Here is a 16,385-nt window from a genome sequence, read left to right on the forward strand (position 1 = left end):
AAGGATGATTGCTTTTATTCTTTTACTTTAATTTATCCATTCCTGTCAACCTGCCGCTATAATAGCTACTAGTTCATCCTCAATCACTTTTCCTGTTTCTTCATCAAGCATGTTGTTTACCATAATGGAAATGATCAGCTCGTCTCCACCGACAGTCTCCATATACCCTGATAGTGTACTGACCCCTTCAATCGTTCCCGTTTTCGCTTTAACTAGAAGGCCGTTCATCCGTTCACGAAGCGTACCACCTATCATTCGGTCCTCTTTTCCTGCAATTGGAAGTGAATGCAAGTATGCGTGAAACCATTCTTTTGTCTGAACCTCGTATAATAGATGGGTAATTTCATTGCTAGGAATGAGGTTACTATGGGATATACCTGAACCATCTTTGATTCCGATGCTCGTCCTATCTATCCCAAATTTATCCATCTCCCGTTCTAAAACGTCCAGCCCTTTTTCCCAGCTTCCTTCACCATGGATTTTTTTCCCCATTTCCTTCACTAGAATTTCAGCAATACCATTATTGCTTAATTTCATAAGCGGTATCAGCAGTACCGAAAGTGAAATGGAACTTCTGGAAACTAGTAAATTCGCATCTTTTGGAGACTGTCCCTGTTTCATTTCTCCGTTCCAGGTTATTCCTTTATTCTTAAGTGACTGACCAAAAATAATGGTTGCAAATTCACTAATCCCCCAAACTGCCATCCATTCTTTAATTGACTCTGAATGGTAGGAAATCTTTCCTTTGATTGTTATAAGATTGCTTCCATGCTCCCTTTCTATAATCAACTCATCCTCTACAACCTCACTAACTGTTACTGCTTCGTTTCGGATAGTTATATAGTCATTGTTTGGGAAAAATTCAACGGATGGTTTCTCTCCAATAGCTACGGGTTTAACCTCAATCATCACAGACCCCGTATCATAATCCTCATTGGGAGATACTGTGAGCGCGGACACCTCAGCTCCGTAATAATATTGTTCATCCGTCCATACCAAATCACTGGAAAGTCTGACATCATCATACCATGTATCATCACCAACAATGTCCCCTGTTATCGTATGGATTCCTTCCTCTTTTAGTTTTTCCGCAAATGCATCAAAATCTTTAACTAATAAGGTCGGATCCCCTTTTCCAATCAAATAAATATCTCCTACCAGTTTACCTTCGTTTATTACACCATGAGTTCTAACTTCCGTTTCAAATTTGTATTCTGTTCCGAGTACTTCCAGTGCTGCAGCACCAGTCAGAAGCTTCATATTCGAAGCTGGATGCAGGCGGATATCACCGTTATGTTCATAGATAACCTTTCCTGTAGATACAGATCGGATACTGATGCCAATTAATCCACCTTTTAGTTTTTCATCATTTTTTATGTACGCTTCTAGTTTTTCTTTCATCATTCCGCTTCCTCCCGTACTTAACCCATACTCTTTTCTTAATTAACTTAATTCTGCAGAACCTTAGAAAACTCCTTTTTTAACTGGATTATTTTTAACCATATTTGCTCCATTTTTTCTATTTTTTAGATTAGCGCCCTTCCTAAATGAATCAACCTCCATATAATGTTTGTATACGAGAACATAGGGGGTGAAATTATGAGTGCTTTTGTTGGTGGTATTAGTAAAAAACGCGACAGCGACTTTGCTTTGATTGTCGTTCTATTCATCTTGTTAATTATTGTTGGAACTGCTTTCGTTAAATGGTAAAACCTATTTAGGTGAAATCTTTTCTCACCGCAGCGTCTTTCCTCCTCTCACTGATAACGGAATTCTTTAAGGGATGCCACTGGGCATCCCCTTTCTATTACCAATTCCAATATGGGTTACATAAATAAAACTATCGGATTCCCGGTCTTCCTGAGGGCAGTGTCTTATTGCAAGTGTTATATGTATGATAAAGTGAACCTCGACTCAAGGCTATGAGCTTCTTTCATGCCCGCTTCTTCATTCTTTGCTTCTCTCTCATAGTTGAAGTGAAGGAAAATATCCGTTCATGCGGGGAGAAATTTCCATTGATATTTTTTAGGAAACTGCATATAATAGGAACAAACGTTCTATTAGGTGGTGTGTCTCTGTGGATTATTCTTCTTACCCTCGTAATGATGTACTTTGCATCGATATGCGTTCATTTTATGCAAGTGTGGAAGCTGTGAAGCTGGGGCTGGATCCTATGAAAACACTGCTTGCGGTAGTTGGCGATCCCAATAGGTCTGGAAGTATTGTTCTAGCAGCCTCTCCTGAACTAAAACGAAAACACGGCATCAGTAATGTCAGTCGCTTTTTTGAGTTGCCGGACGATCCCGATATTCATATCGTCCCTGCCCATATGGCTGATTACCTCCATGTTTCCGTGGAAATAACAAAACTGATCAATCAATATGTACCTCAAGAAGCAATTCATCAGTATTCGGTAGACGAGGTTTGGGTAACAGTAAATGGATTGCAAAAGCTTTTCGGAAATCGCTGGGAAGTTGCAAAGAAAATCAAACATGATATTCAGGAAAGCTTTGGAATCACCTCATCCATCGGTATTGGCGATAATAAATTTCTTGCAAAAGTTGTGATGGACCTGCATGCCAAAAAGGTTGGAATTGCCGAATGCACCTATGAGGATGTGGAGGAAAAGCTCTGGCCATTTCCGATTGAAGACATTTGGGGAATCGGCAGTAGAATGAAGCGCAACCTTAATCGTATGGGGATTGTTACGCTAGGACAGCTTGCCAATTATAAACTGGAACACCTGAAAAAACGATTTGGGATAATGGGTGAACAATTATATTGGCATGCATGGGGTGTGGATTTAAGTCCCGTATTCGGAAATTTTACAAAGACAGAACAAAAGGGATTCGGACATGGAATTTCTCTGCTTCGGGATTATACAAAAGATGAGGTTGCTTATTGTATTCTCGATCTTTGTGAGGAAGTATGTCGCAGAGCACGAACAGCAAATCAAACGGGAAGAACAATTCATCTTGGAATTTCCTATGCAAAGGAAACCGGTGGTGGTTTTTCCCGCTCTAGATCCATTGATATTCCTACCAATGTAACAATGGATGTCTATCATGTATGCATGCAATTATTCAAAGAATTTTATGATGGAAAGAGTAATATACGGCATGTATACGTTACCCTCACTAATTTAGTGGAAAAAGGAGAAACGCAACTCGATTTATTTGAAGACCGTGCAAAGAAAAATGATATCGGCTATGTCATGGACGCTATTCGTGATAAATACGGTTCTACCGCAATACTCCGTGCCTCCAGCTATACCGATGCAGGTGTTACATTGGATAGAAGTAAGAAGATTGGTGGTCACTATGCATGATGAAGCTGACATACCACCCCTTATCTCCTCACAAAATCATATAGAGAAGGATTTTCGCAACTGCATAGCGAATTTATATAATGGTAGTTCATCCAATAGACATGCTATAATGATTTTGCTTCATTTTTTAATTTTTGGGGGTGAGAAACATGGGTTTAAATTTAAAAACCTTTGCAAGAGTTGCTGTATTAATATTTCTAATTATTGTTTTAAATGGATGTGGAACCGAACAGGAAAATGAACCGGCAGAACAATCCAGTGAAACATCAAGTGAGGAAACGTCATATCCGGAGGTAGAAGAAAATCCAATTGTTACGATAACCATGGATAATGATGAACAAATATTGATTGAGCTTTATCCGGAGGTTGCCCAAAATACTGTAGCTAACTTCATTAACTTAATTGAGGACGGCTATTATGATGGATTGATTTTCCATCGGGTTATCCCAGCATTTATGATTCAAGGTGGAGACCCTGAAGGAGATGGTACTGGCGGTCCCGGGTATTCAATCGCTGGGGAATTCAATTCCAATGGCTTTGAAAATGAGCTGATACATGAACGTGGCGTCATTTCTATGGCAAGATCAGGACATCCCGATTCAGCAGGATCCCAATTCTTTATTATGGTGGACAACTCCCCGCATCTTGATGGCGAGTATGCGGCCTTTGGAAAAGTAACAGAGGGCATGGAAGTAGTAGATGCCATTGTTGCTCAAGAAACTGCAGGAGAAAAGCCATTGGAAGATCAAATCATGAAAACTGTTGAAGTAGACACAAAAGGATACGATTATCCGGAACCAAATAAAATCAATAACTAAAGGAAAACCGTGCCCTGTGCCGGTTTCTTTTTTTTTTGACAAGCAAGAAAGATAAAGTGAACTTGATTCAATGGGGCTTTCTTTTCTCTCCATTGAAGCATATATTTTATAAACTTTGTAAATAATTGCGATATTTGTCATAGATAGTATCATAAAAATCGAGTAAAATGGTATCAGGTCATAAGTTTGTGAGAGAGGGATTCCCGATGAACGATACAACTGAGTTGGACCAGGCATATCAAAAACTGAAAGACATCGAATTTGCCCTTGATGCATCATCTATCGTTGCGATAACGGATAACAAAGGGATTATAACCTATGCAAACGAAAAATTTTGCGAGATATCAAAATACAGCAGTGAAGAATTAATAGGACGTAATCAAAATATCGTTAACTCTGGACACCATCCAAAGTCTTTCTTTAAAGAAATGTGGAAAACAATTGAGACAGGAAATGTGTGGCATGGTGAAATTAAAAACAAGACAAAAGATGGCAGCTATTATTGGGTGGATACGACCATTGTCCCTTTCCTGAATGAAGCAGGTAAGCCATATCAATACATAGCAATCCGATATAATATCACGACCCGAAAAAAATACGAAGAGGTAATCGAAATGATGGCCTATACAGACCCATTAACCAAATTGCCAAACAGAAACCAATTCACTAAATGGGTTAGAAGCCAGCCGAAAAAGACGGACGAAATAGTAACCGCGCTATTTCTCGATCTCGACCGATTTAAAGCTATCAATGATAATTTTGGCCATGATGTAGGTGACATTGTGCTGAAGACTGTAGCAAAGAGGCTAAAGAATTGCCTGCGCGAGACAGACTTTGTTTCCCGGCAAGGAGGAGACGAGTTCATTATCCTATTGAAAAATAATGACAACGAAGAAGCGATCATGACTATTGCCTCTGCTATTCTAGAGCAGCTCTGTATACCTTATAAAGTAAATGATAAACAAGTGTTCACAACTGCAAGCATAGGTATTAGCAGAGATTCCATTCCTTCTGAAAACGATTCCTATGATGTTTTTCTAAAGAAGTTAATTAAAAATGCAGACACTGCTATGTTTCACGCAAAAAGACAAGGCGGAAATCAGTATTGTTTTAATAATGATCATCAAAATATAGTCCTCGAGCGCAACTATCAATTGGATTCAGAAATAAAAGAAGCACTGATTAGAAACGAATTTAAGGTCGTTTATCAGCCTATCGTAAATCTGAAGAACAATAAAATTGTTGGAGTTGAAGCCCTCCTCCGTTGGAATAATCGGAAATTGGGAGCGGTTGGGCCTAATGAATTCATTCCAATCCTTGAGAAGAATGGCTTAATTGTCCCTGTAGGAAAATGGATTTTGGCGACAGTATGCAGCCAAATGAAATTCTGGCAGGAGAAAAAGATATTCATGCAGCGAATATGTGTCAATGTTTCTCCGATTCAATTCAAAGACGAAAACTTCATTCGGGACCTGAAGGAAATTTTGAATGAAACAATGCTGGATGCATCTTATTTGGAAATTGAAATTACTGAAGGAACGATTCTCGATATTAAGACATCTTCACAAACTATCAATGAACTGAAAGATTTAGGTGTTAAAGTATCCATTGATGATTTTGGAACAGGATATTCATCTTTAAGCTACCTAAAACAGCTGCCGATTGATACACTAAAAATCGATAAGTCATTTATCGACGATCTTGATAGAGATGGAGAAATTATTGCAAATACGATTATCAGCATGGGCAAAAATTTAAATTTCAGAGTCATAGCCGAGGGGATAGAAAGTGAAGAACAGCTCGACTACCTAAAAAGGCAAAAATGCCATGAAGGACAAGGGTATTATTTCAGCAAACCAATCGAAAACAATAAAATCACCGAATTGTTCCGTCAATAATGGTTAAAAAACACCAGAATCCGTAATAGATTCTGGTGTTTTTTCTTTATACCTTTTCTGTTTCTTTTTTGGTTTTTTCTCTATCTTTATCGACGTCTGAAGTATCATCATCCATCAAACTATTAGCAGAGGTCTTGAATTCACGAAGCGTCTGTCCAGCAGCTCTACCAATCTCTGGCAATTTTTTTGGACCAAAAATGATTAAGGCTAAAATTACGATAAGAATTAAACCAGGAATTCCTATATTTGCAAAACCCATTAGGTGTCACCTCCATGCTCTATTAATTATACGCTACTTTAATAACAATTTTAAGCATTTTGAATTATTTCTTTTGCTTAAACGAATGAGCCTCTACTATTTTTAAATTTATTCAGTTATTACTAGGTAAAATTGAAAGGCTGCGATATCATACAGAAGAAGATGCAATAGCTTCTTTACAAAACGCTTTATCATAGATTTCATCTATCATTATCATTGAATTGATTTCATTGATAAATGATAGAGTCTTATATACAATGGGACCAAGATCATGAAGATCTATCAAATTGTAAAGGGGATTTTGAATGATGATACAAGAAATAGCGGGTATTAAAATTCCAGATTCTAAATTGGCTAAGGATGCAGCGGATATTTTACGTGAGCATGGGAATGACTTGTTGTGGAATCATTCCAATCGTGTGTTTCTATTCGGTGCAGTCAATGGAATAGAAGCAAAGCAGAATTATGATTTAGAGTTGCTCTATGTTAGTGCATTATTCCATGATTTAGGCTTAACGAAAAAGTTCAGTAGTCCAGATTTACGATTTGAAGTAGACGGTGCAAATGCAGCAAGAAGCTTCCTCAAGCATTATAAAATTCCGGATGAATCTGTTCGTCTTGTATGGGATGCGATTGCCTTACATACAACGCCAGGAATTGCAGAACATAAAGAGTCAGAAGTAGCACTATTATTCCATGGTGTTGGCTTAGATGTAATGGGAGATGGCTTTGAGCAATTCCCTGCCGACTTGCGTGAAGAGATTATAAAAGCTTTTCCACGAAACAATTTCAAAAAGGATATTATTCCAGCATTTTATGAAGGGTTTAAGCATAAACCAGAAACGACCTTTGGCAATATGAAAGAAGATGTTATTCAACATTTTCAACCTGAATATAGAAATAAAAATTTCTGTCAATGTATTTTACATTCACCATGGTCAGAATAAAATCAGAAATGAGAACGTAACGAGTAGAAACTTATTTATTTGAAAATTTGGCTGTCACCAAGCCTTTCGGTGACAGCCAAGTTTAATATGCGAAAACTATTATTGATTGTTCAAAACTATTTGCACACTAAATGGCTAGGTGCTTTTTGATTGAGTACTCTCCTCCTCTGCCTTGGAAGGTTCATCTTCCAACAATTCACTAGTCGATCTCTTAAATTCTCGAAGCGTCTGCCCAAAAGCCCTTCCAATTTCGGGTAATTTTTTTGGTCCGAAAATAATTAATGCTAAAATTAGAATTAAGATTAAACCTGGAATACCGATATTGGATAATCCCATAAGTAACACCTCCAACGCAAATTTAATAACGCTTACATTTTATGAATTTTGTTTGGTTGATTTAGCTTTCACTAATAATCCATCACCCTCTTGTAGATACTTTATCATTCCTTCAGTCGCTCTATAAGTTAAAGCTCCCATTGTTAAGGTGGGATTTGCCGCCCCAAAATGTGGAAATGCATTAGAACCACAGACAAATAAGTTATTCATATCCCACATTTGAAGATAATTATTAAGTGCAGAAGTTTCTGGATCTGCTCCCATAATGGCTCCTCCTCCACTGTGTTCTGAATTGGCAGCACCTGAAAAGTGATCTGGCATGACATGTTCCTCGATAATATCTGCTCCCATCTCTTTCAATACTTCTGCACACTTTCCTGTTAAAAATTTATTCAAGTTACGGTCCTGGTCCGTGTAATCTAATGTCACCCGTAAAAGTGGATCACCATGATCATCATTATAAGTTGGATCTAAATCTAAATAATGCTGTTTCCAAGGAAGCGAGGCTTTTTGTGTCATCACTAATGGTGTACGATTAAAATAAAACAGTGATTGCTTTTTAAACTCTTTGCCCCACATTGGAGTACCGCTTGGGACATTATTATTAACAATAGGTGATAGTCCCAATTGTCTTATCTCCACTTGACCACCGTGAATAAAATCAACATCGGAGTGATCAAAATTATCTGCTACGAAATCAGAGAACGTTTCCCCAAGTATTCCCGACCCTACATAAAGATTAAACTTTTCTTCATTGAAAAAACCGGTTGCCCCAAGATAATTATGATGGTCAGTATAGTTTTTTCCGATTACCCCTTCACCAGTTTCAGGATTATAGGGAACACCGATATTTGATAATAACAGTAATCGAACATTATTTAAGGTAAAACTTGTCAATGCTACCAATTCTGCTGGTTGTTCGAATTCTTCACCTGTCTGTGTATCGACGTATAAGACTCCTGTCGCCTTATCTCCATCATATATAACCCGTTTTACGTAAGCATACGTACGAAGTTCAAAATTTCCAGTCTTTAAAGCTGTTGGAACTACAGTTACAACTGGGTCGGACTTAGCGCCTATTTCACAACCATTTCCTGAACAGAATGAACAATAATGACAAGCATTCAATGTCTCACCATCTGGGTTTGTATAAGTTTGTGACATATTACCACCAGGAATAACATATGGATGGTAACCAAGTTTTTCTGCTGCGTCATGAAATAATTTCATTGCTGGAGTTCTTTTTAAGGGAGGATTTGGATAAGGATTGGAACGTTTTGCAGCTAACGGATCTTCCTCTCCAGAAATTCCTGCCATTTTCTCAAACTTATCATAATAAGGTTCCAGCTCATCGTAAGTGATACCCCAATCTTGGATCGTCATGTCTTTCGGAATTTTTTCTCCACCGTACCGTTCAATTGTTTTACTACGGATTTCAAAATCATAAGGAAAATATCGATGTGTTTGTGCTGCCCAATGACTCCCGCCACCACCAACACCTGTTCCGATTGTATAGTTCATTTCGCTACGAACTGGTAAAGCAGTCATCTGAAGATTATTTCGGATTGTTATCGTATTATTTGTTAATTTCTGCATTACTTCTTGCCTTTGTTCATATTTTAAATGATCATGGGCATGAAGGAAATCCTCAGTAGCCTTCTCTCCTCCACGCTCCAAACCAACTACTTGATAGCCAGCTTTCGAGAGCTCAGCAGCTACAATTCCCCCTGCCCAACCAACACCAACTGTTACAACATCAACTTTTGGTAATTTCGTAACCATATGTGACCCCCCCTTTATAAAATATTAATGGTGACCTTTAAGACTTACTGGATCTATCAGAAGAAATTCTTCTTCTTCAACGACATTGGTATACGACATCTGCGCTCCTGGAAATTCCTTCATTTTCCAGCCTTCCATATTCTTGTTTCCCCCGTACATTGGATCGGAATAGGCACCTTCTAATGTACTCTGTCTTAAAAGACCAAAAAAGAATGCGGAAGATACCTTATTCATTTTCACTTCTCCACTTTCAAATGCTTGCAAAATTTCTATCTGTCTTTCCTCTTCCAAATTGTAAAAAGCATCACCGTAGTCAGTCTTGCTCACTTCATTTAACATACGGACACCAAGAATAAAAATATCAGCTCTATTTAGTGGAACTTGTGGCAACTGATTAAGTTCTGGCGTTAGAAACGGTCTCTTCATATAGTCATCTGCATTAATGCCCCAAGGTCCAGCCAACTGCTTATCAATGAAATAAGGAACACCTAAACCGATTGCTCCTGGACCGTGCTCGTCCTCAGGAAATATCCGTTCCGTTGCCATGCTTAGTACATCGAAGTCTTCCTTTCTTTTAAAGAATTGCCTTGTTTCACTGTAATCAACAGGAGTTTGTTCATGGAAATCTGTTTTTTTCTCAGGATCTCCTTGAGGCGTTTCTGTTTTAAATGGATTTCCCAATAAACCACCAAGCACTGCACCACCAACAACTCCCCCTGTTACCATCCCTGTATTCTTAAGAAACGAGCGCCTGGATACAATCTTATTTTTTTCAGATTCATGTTTTTCTGGCATTTTAAACCCCCTCTATTTCTTTTGGACTACCTATTCTAAATATATTCGTATAAATATACAGTATGATTGAATGTTTTTAGGAACACATCACCATGTTCGCGCTTTCTTCATCGGATATCATGGACTTCCAGCAAAAAATCCGATATACTACATTGTAAATTCTAATAATTTAAATAGTAGAAATTATTTTATTAAGGGGCGATTAAATTGGATGCAGCCGTGTCAAATGTAGTGGCGGAATTACATAAAATATTGAACGAGCGTCAAATTAGTACCAACGATACAATTCTTGAATTGCACAGCAAAGATGAATCGTATCATATACCAAGCAAGCCTGATGTCGTTGTTTATCCCGAAACTTCCGAAGAGGTCAGCAAAATTGCAAAGCTTGCTAACGACAATAAAGTTCCTGTTCAAGCTTTTGGGATGGGGACAAGTCTTGAGGGCCATGTGATTCCATATGACAACGGAATTACGATTGATTTTTCTTTAATGAATAAGATTATTGAGATAAAAGAAAAGGACTTTCTTGTCAAAATTGAACCTGGAGTGACCCGCACAGAGCTGAATAAAGAGTTAAAAAAATATGGACTTTTCTTCCCAGTCGATCCAGGTGCGGATGCAACATTGGGCGGGATGGCAGCAACAAATGCCAGTGGTACACTCTCTGTAAAATATGGGACAATGAGGGATAATGTTAGAGATATGGAAGTTATATTGGCTGACGGCACAACGATTCATACTGGTACATTAGCGGCAAAATCATCCTCTGGCTATCATTTGAATGGACTTTTTGTTGGTTCGGAAGGTACGTTAGGTTTCATTACAGAATTGACTTTGAAAGTTTTTGGAATACCTGAGTTTATATCTGCTGCCAGGGCAACTTTCAAAACAGTCGATGATGCAGTTGAATCCGTTGTCGCCGTTTTGCAGGCAGGGATACCGATAGCAAGAATTGAAATTGTGGATGAAACTTCTGTAAGACAAGTCAACCAGTTTAGTGAGTCAACCTATGAAGAAGTCCCAACACTTTTCCTTGAATTTCATGGAAACGAAGCAGGATTAAAGCAGGATATTGAATTTACCAAGGAAATTTTTGAAGACTACAATTGCCTGAATATCCAGTTTGAAACGGATACAGCCGCACGCAATCAACTTTGGGATGCTAGACATAACTTGGCATATGCCTTTATTCATAGTTATCCAGGAAGAAAGATGATGGTAACCGATGTATGCCTTCCAATCTCAGAACTATCAGGAGCGATTCACCATGCAAGAACAGTAGTCGACAGGCTCGGGCTTCCTGGAGGTATCACGGGCCATGTCGGGGATGGGAACTATCATATTATCCTGATGATCGATATGAATGATCCGATAGAAGTTGAAAAGTCGAAGGATTTAAATGAACAAATTGTTGAATATGCTCTCTCCCGCGGTGGTACGTGTACCGGTGAACACGGTGTAGGAATCGGAAAGCAAAAATATCAGGAAAAAGAACACGGTGAAGCTCTGAAAGTAATGGAAAAGATAAAAAAAGTTCTGGACCCGAATACCATCTTAAATCCAAATAAAATTTTAAAATCAAAGTAAAAGACAAAAGCAGACGTGGCTGTTGTAGTGTAAAAATTAATGGCTGCCAAAAGTTTATACTTTTGATATTGCTTAGAAAACAAACTTGCACTTATGCAGGTAGGAAGCCCCTTTTCTCTCCATAGAAAAGGGGCTGTTCTTTGTTTTATTCGTTTCCTAAGCTTTACTGACCATATGAATTAATTCTTCCATAATAACAGGAAACTCCTCAAAAGCATTTTTAATATTCAAACGCTCCGTACGTTTATGTGCATCGTATCCAAATGGACCAACATTCATTACAGGGGCATTCAGCTCTTGCATTTCATGAAAAGGTAGGATATAACTATCCCCCCATACTGGTGTGTTTTCCTCAAACGCACTCCAGCCGTCTGCTGAGCCTGAATAGCTTACATAGCTAAGATCACAGATTCCATTAAAATAATGAATTCGTTTTATTGGTAAGTTAAATTTCTTCTGTGCAAAATCTGTTATAAAAGAAGTACATGCTTCAACCAGTTCATTACCGGTAGAATTGACCGCTGGATAAAATGGAGGTGCCAACAAGATTATAATTGCAGGGGCAAGTTCCTGGCATTGAATCATCAGTTTATCGGTAATCCGAAGTGACTTTTCCCGATTATCCCATGATTCATTATAATGAATATCTGCTTTCACTTCATGAATATACGCTTCACCAAGCTTGTTGGTCGCATAGGTTAATAAATCTTTATAACGTATAACCTTCACTTTTCCTATCGGTTCCACATGATGCTTTCTGCAAATAAGTTCATAGGATGCATTACATTTTTGGGCTGCAGTTTCCGCTACCTTTTCAAATAAATGAAAGGCCTCTGAAACACTTCTCTCCATAAGAAATATATTATACAGTGCTGATGAGCGATACGGAGTCTGTGTTGAGTAATGCAGTCGCAAATCAGTCTGCTGCAATGTTATTGGGAGGGGTGTCGTCTCTCCAAAAACCGTTTCCTTAAATAAATCATTCCATTCCATTTCCCTCGTCATGAATGAGGAAATATAAGGTGACGTCATCCCGCTGAGTGGCTCACCTGCATGGGTTTCTTTCCCATAAAATAACGAAGCAGCGAGCATTTTCCCAATCGATCCAGTATACATATAATGGGATACATCTGTAGGATCTTGTCGAAAAGTAGGTTCACTGTTCAGAAATAGTTTATATGTAAATTGATGCTTTTTTTGAAGTTCCAGAAGAACAGGCACAGCAAAACGCATTCCTGCCGAGTTTACTTCTTCATCTGGTACAGTCAATAATAGTAAATTGATTGGCCACTTTTCCACACTGGCTTTTTCTATTAGACTCATATGCATGACGAGCCCCATTTTCATATCCATCGTACCACGTCCGAAAAGAAATTCTCCTGATTCAATATCCTCTCGTACTTCTTCCTGAAATTCATCCAACTTTTCCTTTAGCACCTTCGTAAGCTCCTCGGGCTGGGTTGCCAAAGGTTCGAGAACACCATATTCTTCTGTATTGACAGTATCAAAATGGCTAATGAGACAGATTGTTTCTTTTGCATCAGGATGTTTATAGAATGCCGTTAGAAATTTCCTTCTTAAATCAGCTTCATGGGTTGTTAAATGGTTTGGAAACTGCCGAAAATATTCCAAATCCTGAAGCTTGGCACGTAATTTTGCAGGAAATTGCCTCTCCCCTTCTGACAATGTCATACTTTTCCAGCTTACTAGTTCATCAAGTAAAGCACGCAACTTCAACGGAGTATCCCAGTTCAATTCATTCATCATATATCCCTCTATTCACATAAGGTTTTCTATCTTGTAAACAAAAAGCTTACCCTCAATTATAGCAGGGAATATTTTGAATATATATATATTTATACGAATCTCAGTGGTTTATCCGACAATTTGAATAATTTATCCGAGAAACCAAACTAATTATTCAGCAAAGGTCGGTTGTTATTCAGTAATTTTTCCGTATACCCGAGAAATCAGCATGAAAGAAGCCCGAATGACGAATCATCCGGGCTTCTATTGTTCAGGAGTAGGAAAGTATAAAATTTTGGCTGCAATTAATACTTACACCTAAATGGCCACGTATAGCTCCAGCGCCCAGGGACTAGCGAGACTTCCTTCACCTCATGACAATCTAAATCAACATCGACTCGGGTGTATAAGGAGGGCCGACTAAGAACAGGCTACGCCAACGTCGGCATACCCCTAAAGTCCAAGGGGCATGTTTCCTTTATCTCCTACGTAGGAATGTTCGACAAGTCGAACCACCCCACAGTTCGGGGCGCAGTCCGTACGTCCCTAAACGGGCGCCCTGCACTTTTGTTCCTACAATGCTGACAATCTAGTAACTCATGTCTACTGCATTATCCAACACTTCCTGTGGTACCTCAATCGAGTCCACTGTGTTAATACCAGTATATTCGGCATTAACTTGCTGGGAAATTGACAATTCTTCACCTTCTGCTGCTACAGTCATATCTAGATCCATCGTAAAGGTCTTCGTTTCATACGTTTGTTTGTCTATTACCATCTCATAGTTCAACTTGTTCACTGTCATGCTCTCAAGTATCTCCGTGATGTCAGCTCCAAAATCAGCAAACATTTCAGTATCCATATACTCTGCAAGTACTTTTTCGGAAAACTGGTTAAGTGATTCACCTTCACCAGCAAACCTAAAGATATACCCATCAGCTGTTTCCTCGAATTCCACATCATCCATAAACGGCTCCAGCAACTCGAGTTGAGCGGAAGGATCCTGTTGCTCCAAATTAGCCAAATCAGCATACATCTCATTATCCAGTCGTATCCAACTTTGAGACATGGAATCATATGTAAACAGTCCCTCTTCTGTCATATACATTTCTGTTTCCATATCCATAGGGAAACCATCCATCTCCATATGCATCGTTCCAGATTGATACATAGCAATTGGATCTACAATCATTTCAGCTTTCATTTCACTTTGCATCTCCAGATTCATTGATTCACCCGATGACAATAGCTGACTAATGTCCATAACTACTTCTGCACTTTCCATCCCCTCTGAAACTTCCATTGCCTTCGTAAACACATCCTCCATATCATCATTGTTGCACGCTGCCAAACTTACCGTTAGTACGAATACAAATGATAACATCCACTTTCTCATCATAACTTCCTCCTAAAATTAATCTCACTTTTATATACGACCTATCCATTCTAAAGGTTTCAAAAAGAGCAATATTTTTAAATAGATGATAGTTTTACAACCTCAATGAAAACAGAATCGTCACTTGAAGCCTTCATCAAAGCCAAATGTAAAATGCTTTGATTATTTTAAATAAGGCAAAATAGAGTCAAGCGTTTTCTTCAATTCGGATGCTTGTTCTGCGTAGAGTTTCTTCGCATCAGGATTGTCTGTCTGCAGAGAAAAGCTCTCCAAATCTGCTTGTATTTTCTTTAATGTAGCTCCCAGCAGGGGTTTTTCCTCTAAAGTTTGCCGCTTACTTGCATCGTCATATAGGTCGACATACAGGTTGCCACGCGAATCAATTTGTGCTGCAAATACATCTTTAAAATCCTCTGCTCCTTGTTTTTGCACCTCACCTAATAGCCACTCTTTAGAATACCCTTTATCTTCAAGGCCTTTTTCAAGTATTTCTCCATCCATAATCAGGATGGATGGTGAATGTTCCTGTTCTACTTTCAGTCCTATTGAATGAGGTGTAATTGGCTGCTGATCTGTTTTGAGCATAACGCTAAGGTCACCGTTCGTTTCCAGTACAGCCAGCTCCACATCGGAAAACTTAAAAACATCTTTCTCTCTTAATAACAGGATTAATTCGTTAATCGTTATTAAATTCTTTTTCAGTTCTTTCTCCTGAATTTTACCATTTTGGATCAATATCGCTGCTTTACCATCTGTTAGATTCGAGAAAACTCTTGACTTAATACCTCCATAAGCCAGAATAAGTGGAAATAGCCCCCAAATAAGCAATGCCATTAATCCGTTGGAAATTTTCACATTCTGGTCAACTGACAAGGTTGCAGCGATGGAACCTATTGTAATACCAACACAATAGTCAAAAAAAGTAAGCTGTGATATTTGTTTCTTCCCCATTATGCGGGCCATAAGAAACAATAATAGAAATGCACCTACCGAGCGAATCAGAATTAATACTGTTTCTGACATGGACAAACTCCCCCTTCTTCGTTTTGGTATGTAAGCTTTCTTTATTATTGGACAATCTAAGTTTAAGCATTCATATTTCAGGAGGTCGGAGCATTCATGAAGAAATTTCTTTTTATTTTTATGGCGTTATTAATCCTGCTTTCAGGTTGCACGAACAAAGTCGGTGGGGATTACTTCTTCAAACAAATTAATATGCTCGAGCAGTCCCTGGAGAATCCTGATTGGAAGAAAATAGCTACACAAGTGGAAGCGTTAAAGGACATGTATGATAAAAATAAATGGAAAGTACAATTAATAGGTGATGAAGGAGAGTATGAAGGTATTGATGAAAGCATTCGGAGACTGATTGCAGCAATAAAAGAAGAGGATATCATAAATATACGAATGGAACTGGCCACCATTGAGTCGCTTCTAGAAGGTGTCTATACGCTTTAAAAAATGGTTTTTAAATATTTAAGGGACATAAT

Annotated in this window: 15 protein-coding genes; 7 read left to right on the forward strand and 8 right to left on the reverse strand. The window is 38.5% G+C overall.

Features of this window, described 5'->3' with window-relative positions; all coding sequences use genetic code 11:
* Window positions 1-45 precede the first annotated feature (45 nt).
* On the reverse strand, window positions 46-1,404 hold the full coding sequence (gene dacB, locus MN204_RS04995) for a D-alanyl-D-alanine carboxypeptidase/D-alanyl-D-alanine endopeptidase (RefSeq protein WP_249869978.1): 1,359 nt from the start codon (window positions 1,402-1,404) through the stop codon (window positions 46-48).
* Window positions 1,405-1,599: 195 nt separating this feature from the next.
* Between dacB and MN204_RS05000 the strand changes: the two genes are divergently transcribed.
* The 4 genes from MN204_RS05000 (at window position 1,600) to MN204_RS05015 (ending at window position 6,044) form a co-directional block, all read left to right on the forward strand.
* Entirely contained in the window at window positions 1,600-1,710 is a 111-nt protein-coding gene (locus MN204_RS05000; RefSeq protein WP_249869979.1) for a YjcZ family sporulation protein, read from the forward strand.
* 367 nt (window positions 1,711-2,077) lie between these two features.
* Window positions 2,078-3,328: a DNA polymerase IV gene (locus MN204_RS05005; RefSeq protein WP_249869980.1), complete on the forward strand. Its 1,251-nt coding sequence runs from the start codon at window positions 2,078-2,080 to the stop codon at window positions 3,326-3,328.
* A 149-nt stretch (window positions 3,329-3,477) separates the two neighbouring features.
* Entirely contained in the window at window positions 3,478-4,146 is a 669-nt protein-coding gene (locus MN204_RS05010) for a peptidylprolyl isomerase (RefSeq protein WP_249869981.1), read from the forward strand.
* A 206-nt stretch (window positions 4,147-4,352) separates the two neighbouring features.
* On the forward strand, window positions 4,353-6,044 hold the full coding sequence (locus MN204_RS05015; protein ID WP_249869982.1) for a sensor domain-containing protein: 1,692 nt from the start codon (window positions 4,353-4,355) through the stop codon (window positions 6,042-6,044).
* Between the two features lie 46 nt (window positions 6,045-6,090).
* On the opposite strand, the gene tatA (MN204_RS05020) is transcribed toward MN204_RS05015, so the two are convergent.
* On the reverse strand, window positions 6,091-6,303 hold the full coding sequence (tatA, locus tag MN204_RS05020; RefSeq protein WP_249869983.1) for a twin-arginine translocase TatA/TatE family subunit: 213 nt from the start codon (window positions 6,301-6,303) through the stop codon (window positions 6,091-6,093).
* A gap of 308 nt (window positions 6,304-6,611) precedes the next feature.
* Between tatA (MN204_RS05020) and MN204_RS05025 the strand changes: the two genes are divergently transcribed.
* The gene (locus tag MN204_RS05025) at window positions 6,612-7,250 is read left to right on the forward strand and encodes an HD domain-containing protein (protein WP_249870244.1); all 639 of its coding nucleotides are present in this window, start codon (window positions 6,612-6,614) and stop codon (window positions 7,248-7,250) included.
* A 135-nt stretch (window positions 7,251-7,385) separates the two neighbouring features.
* Here the strand turns inward: MN204_RS05025 and tatA (MN204_RS05030) are convergent, their stop codons facing one another.
* The 3 genes from tatA (MN204_RS05030) to MN204_RS05040 are packed head-to-tail and all read right to left on the reverse strand — an operon-like array spanning window position 7,386 to window position 10,163.
* Window positions 7,386-7,586, reverse strand: a complete 201-nt coding sequence (tatA, locus tag MN204_RS05030) for a twin-arginine translocase TatA/TatE family subunit (protein ID WP_249869984.1) — start codon at window positions 7,584-7,586, stop codon at window positions 7,386-7,388.
* Window positions 7,587-7,625: 39 nt separating this feature from the next.
* On the reverse strand, window positions 7,626-9,368 hold the full coding sequence (locus MN204_RS05035) for a GMC family oxidoreductase (protein WP_249869985.1): 1,743 nt from the start codon (window positions 9,366-9,368) through the stop codon (window positions 7,626-7,628).
* A gap of 24 nt (window positions 9,369-9,392) precedes the next feature.
* Window positions 9,393-10,163 carry a gluconate 2-dehydrogenase subunit 3 family protein gene (locus tag MN204_RS05040; protein WP_249869986.1) on the reverse strand — a complete coding sequence of 257 codons (771 nt, stop codon included), beginning with the start codon at window positions 10,161-10,163 and terminating at the stop codon, window positions 9,393-9,395.
* Window positions 10,164-10,370: 207 nt separating this feature from the next.
* Here MN204_RS05040 and MN204_RS05045 point away from each other — a divergent pair, with 207 nt between their 5' ends.
* Window positions 10,371-11,753 carry an FAD-binding oxidoreductase gene (locus MN204_RS05045; protein WP_249869987.1) on the forward strand — a complete coding sequence of 461 codons (1,383 nt, stop codon included), beginning with the start codon at window positions 10,371-10,373 and terminating at the stop codon, window positions 11,751-11,753.
* A gap of 156 nt (window positions 11,754-11,909) precedes the next feature.
* On the opposite strand, the gene MN204_RS05050 is transcribed toward MN204_RS05045, so the two are convergent.
* The 3 genes from MN204_RS05050 to MN204_RS05060 form a co-directional block, all read right to left on the reverse strand.
* The gene (locus MN204_RS05050; RefSeq protein ID WP_249869988.1) at window positions 11,910-13,517 is read right to left on the reverse strand and encodes a M20/M25/M40 family metallo-hydrolase; all 1,608 of its coding nucleotides are present in this window, start codon (window positions 13,515-13,517) and stop codon (window positions 11,910-11,912) included.
* Window positions 13,518-14,088: 571 nt separating this feature from the next.
* The gene (locus MN204_RS05055; RefSeq protein ID WP_249869989.1) at window positions 14,089-14,895 is read right to left on the reverse strand and encodes a DUF6612 family protein; all 807 of its coding nucleotides are present in this window, start codon (window positions 14,893-14,895) and stop codon (window positions 14,089-14,091) included.
* 162 nt (window positions 14,896-15,057) lie between these two features.
* Window positions 15,058-15,918, reverse strand: coding sequence for a DUF421 domain-containing protein (locus MN204_RS05060; protein ID WP_249869990.1), 861 nt, complete (start codon window positions 15,916-15,918; stop codon window positions 15,058-15,060).
* Between the two features lie 96 nt (window positions 15,919-16,014).
* Here MN204_RS05060 and MN204_RS05065 point away from each other — a divergent pair, with 96 nt between their 5' ends.
* Entirely contained in the window at window positions 16,015-16,353 is a 339-nt protein-coding gene (locus tag MN204_RS05065) for a DUF4363 family protein (protein ID WP_249869991.1), read from the forward strand.
* The last annotated feature ends 32 nt before the right edge of the window (window positions 16,354-16,385 follow it).

Origin of the sequence: Oceanobacillus saliphilus, from assembly GCF_023522835.1 — a bacterium.
In the GTDB taxonomy this organism is placed as follows: Bacteria; Bacillota; Bacilli; order Bacillales; family Amphibacillaceae; genus Oceanobacillus; species Oceanobacillus saliphilus.

Bases quoted from the DNA above. Each gene is read 5' to 3' on its own strand.
- MN204_RS05040 (WP_249869986.1), bottom strand. From the start codon at position 10,163: ATGCCAGAAAAACATGAATCTGAAAAAAATAAGATTGTATCCAGGCGC.
- MN204_RS05065 (WP_249869991.1), top strand. From the start codon at position 16,015: ATGAAGAAATTTCTTTTTATTTTTATGGCGTTATTAATCCTGCTTTCA.
- MN204_RS05035 (WP_249869985.1), bottom strand. From the start codon at position 9,368: ATGGTTACGAAATTACCAAAAGTTGATGTTGTAACAGTTGGTGTTGGT.
- tatA (WP_249869984.1), bottom strand. From the start codon at position 7,586: ATGGGATTATCCAATATCGGTATTCCAGGTTTAATCTTAATTCTAATT.
- MN204_RS05025 (WP_249870244.1), top strand. From the start codon at position 6,612: ATGATACAAGAAATAGCGGGTATTAAAATTCCAGATTCTAAATTGGCT.
- MN204_RS05015 (WP_249869982.1), top strand. From the start codon at position 4,353: ATGAACGATACAACTGAGTTGGACCAGGCATATCAAAAACTGAAAGAC.
- MN204_RS05050 (WP_249869988.1), bottom strand. From the start codon at position 13,517: ATGAATGAATTGAACTGGGATACTCCGTTGAAGTTGCGTGCTTTACTT.
- tatA (WP_249869983.1), bottom strand. From the start codon at position 6,303: ATGGGTTTTGCAAATATAGGAATTCCTGGTTTAATTCTTATCGTAATT.
- MN204_RS05010 (WP_249869981.1), top strand. From the start codon at position 3,478: ATGGGTTTAAATTTAAAAACCTTTGCAAGAGTTGCTGTATTAATATTT.
- MN204_RS05000 (WP_249869979.1), top strand. From the start codon at position 1,600: ATGAGTGCTTTTGTTGGTGGTATTAGTAAAAAACGCGACAGCGACTTT.
- dacB (WP_249869978.1), bottom strand. From the start codon at position 1,404: ATGATGAAAGAAAAACTAGAAGCGTACATAAAAAATGATGAAAAACTA.
- MN204_RS05060 (WP_249869990.1), bottom strand. From the start codon at position 15,918: ATGTCAGAAACAGTATTAATTCTGATTCGCTCGGTAGGTGCATTTCTA.
- MN204_RS05055 (WP_249869989.1), bottom strand. From the start codon at position 14,895: ATGAGAAAGTGGATGTTATCATTTGTATTCGTACTAACGGTAAGTTTG.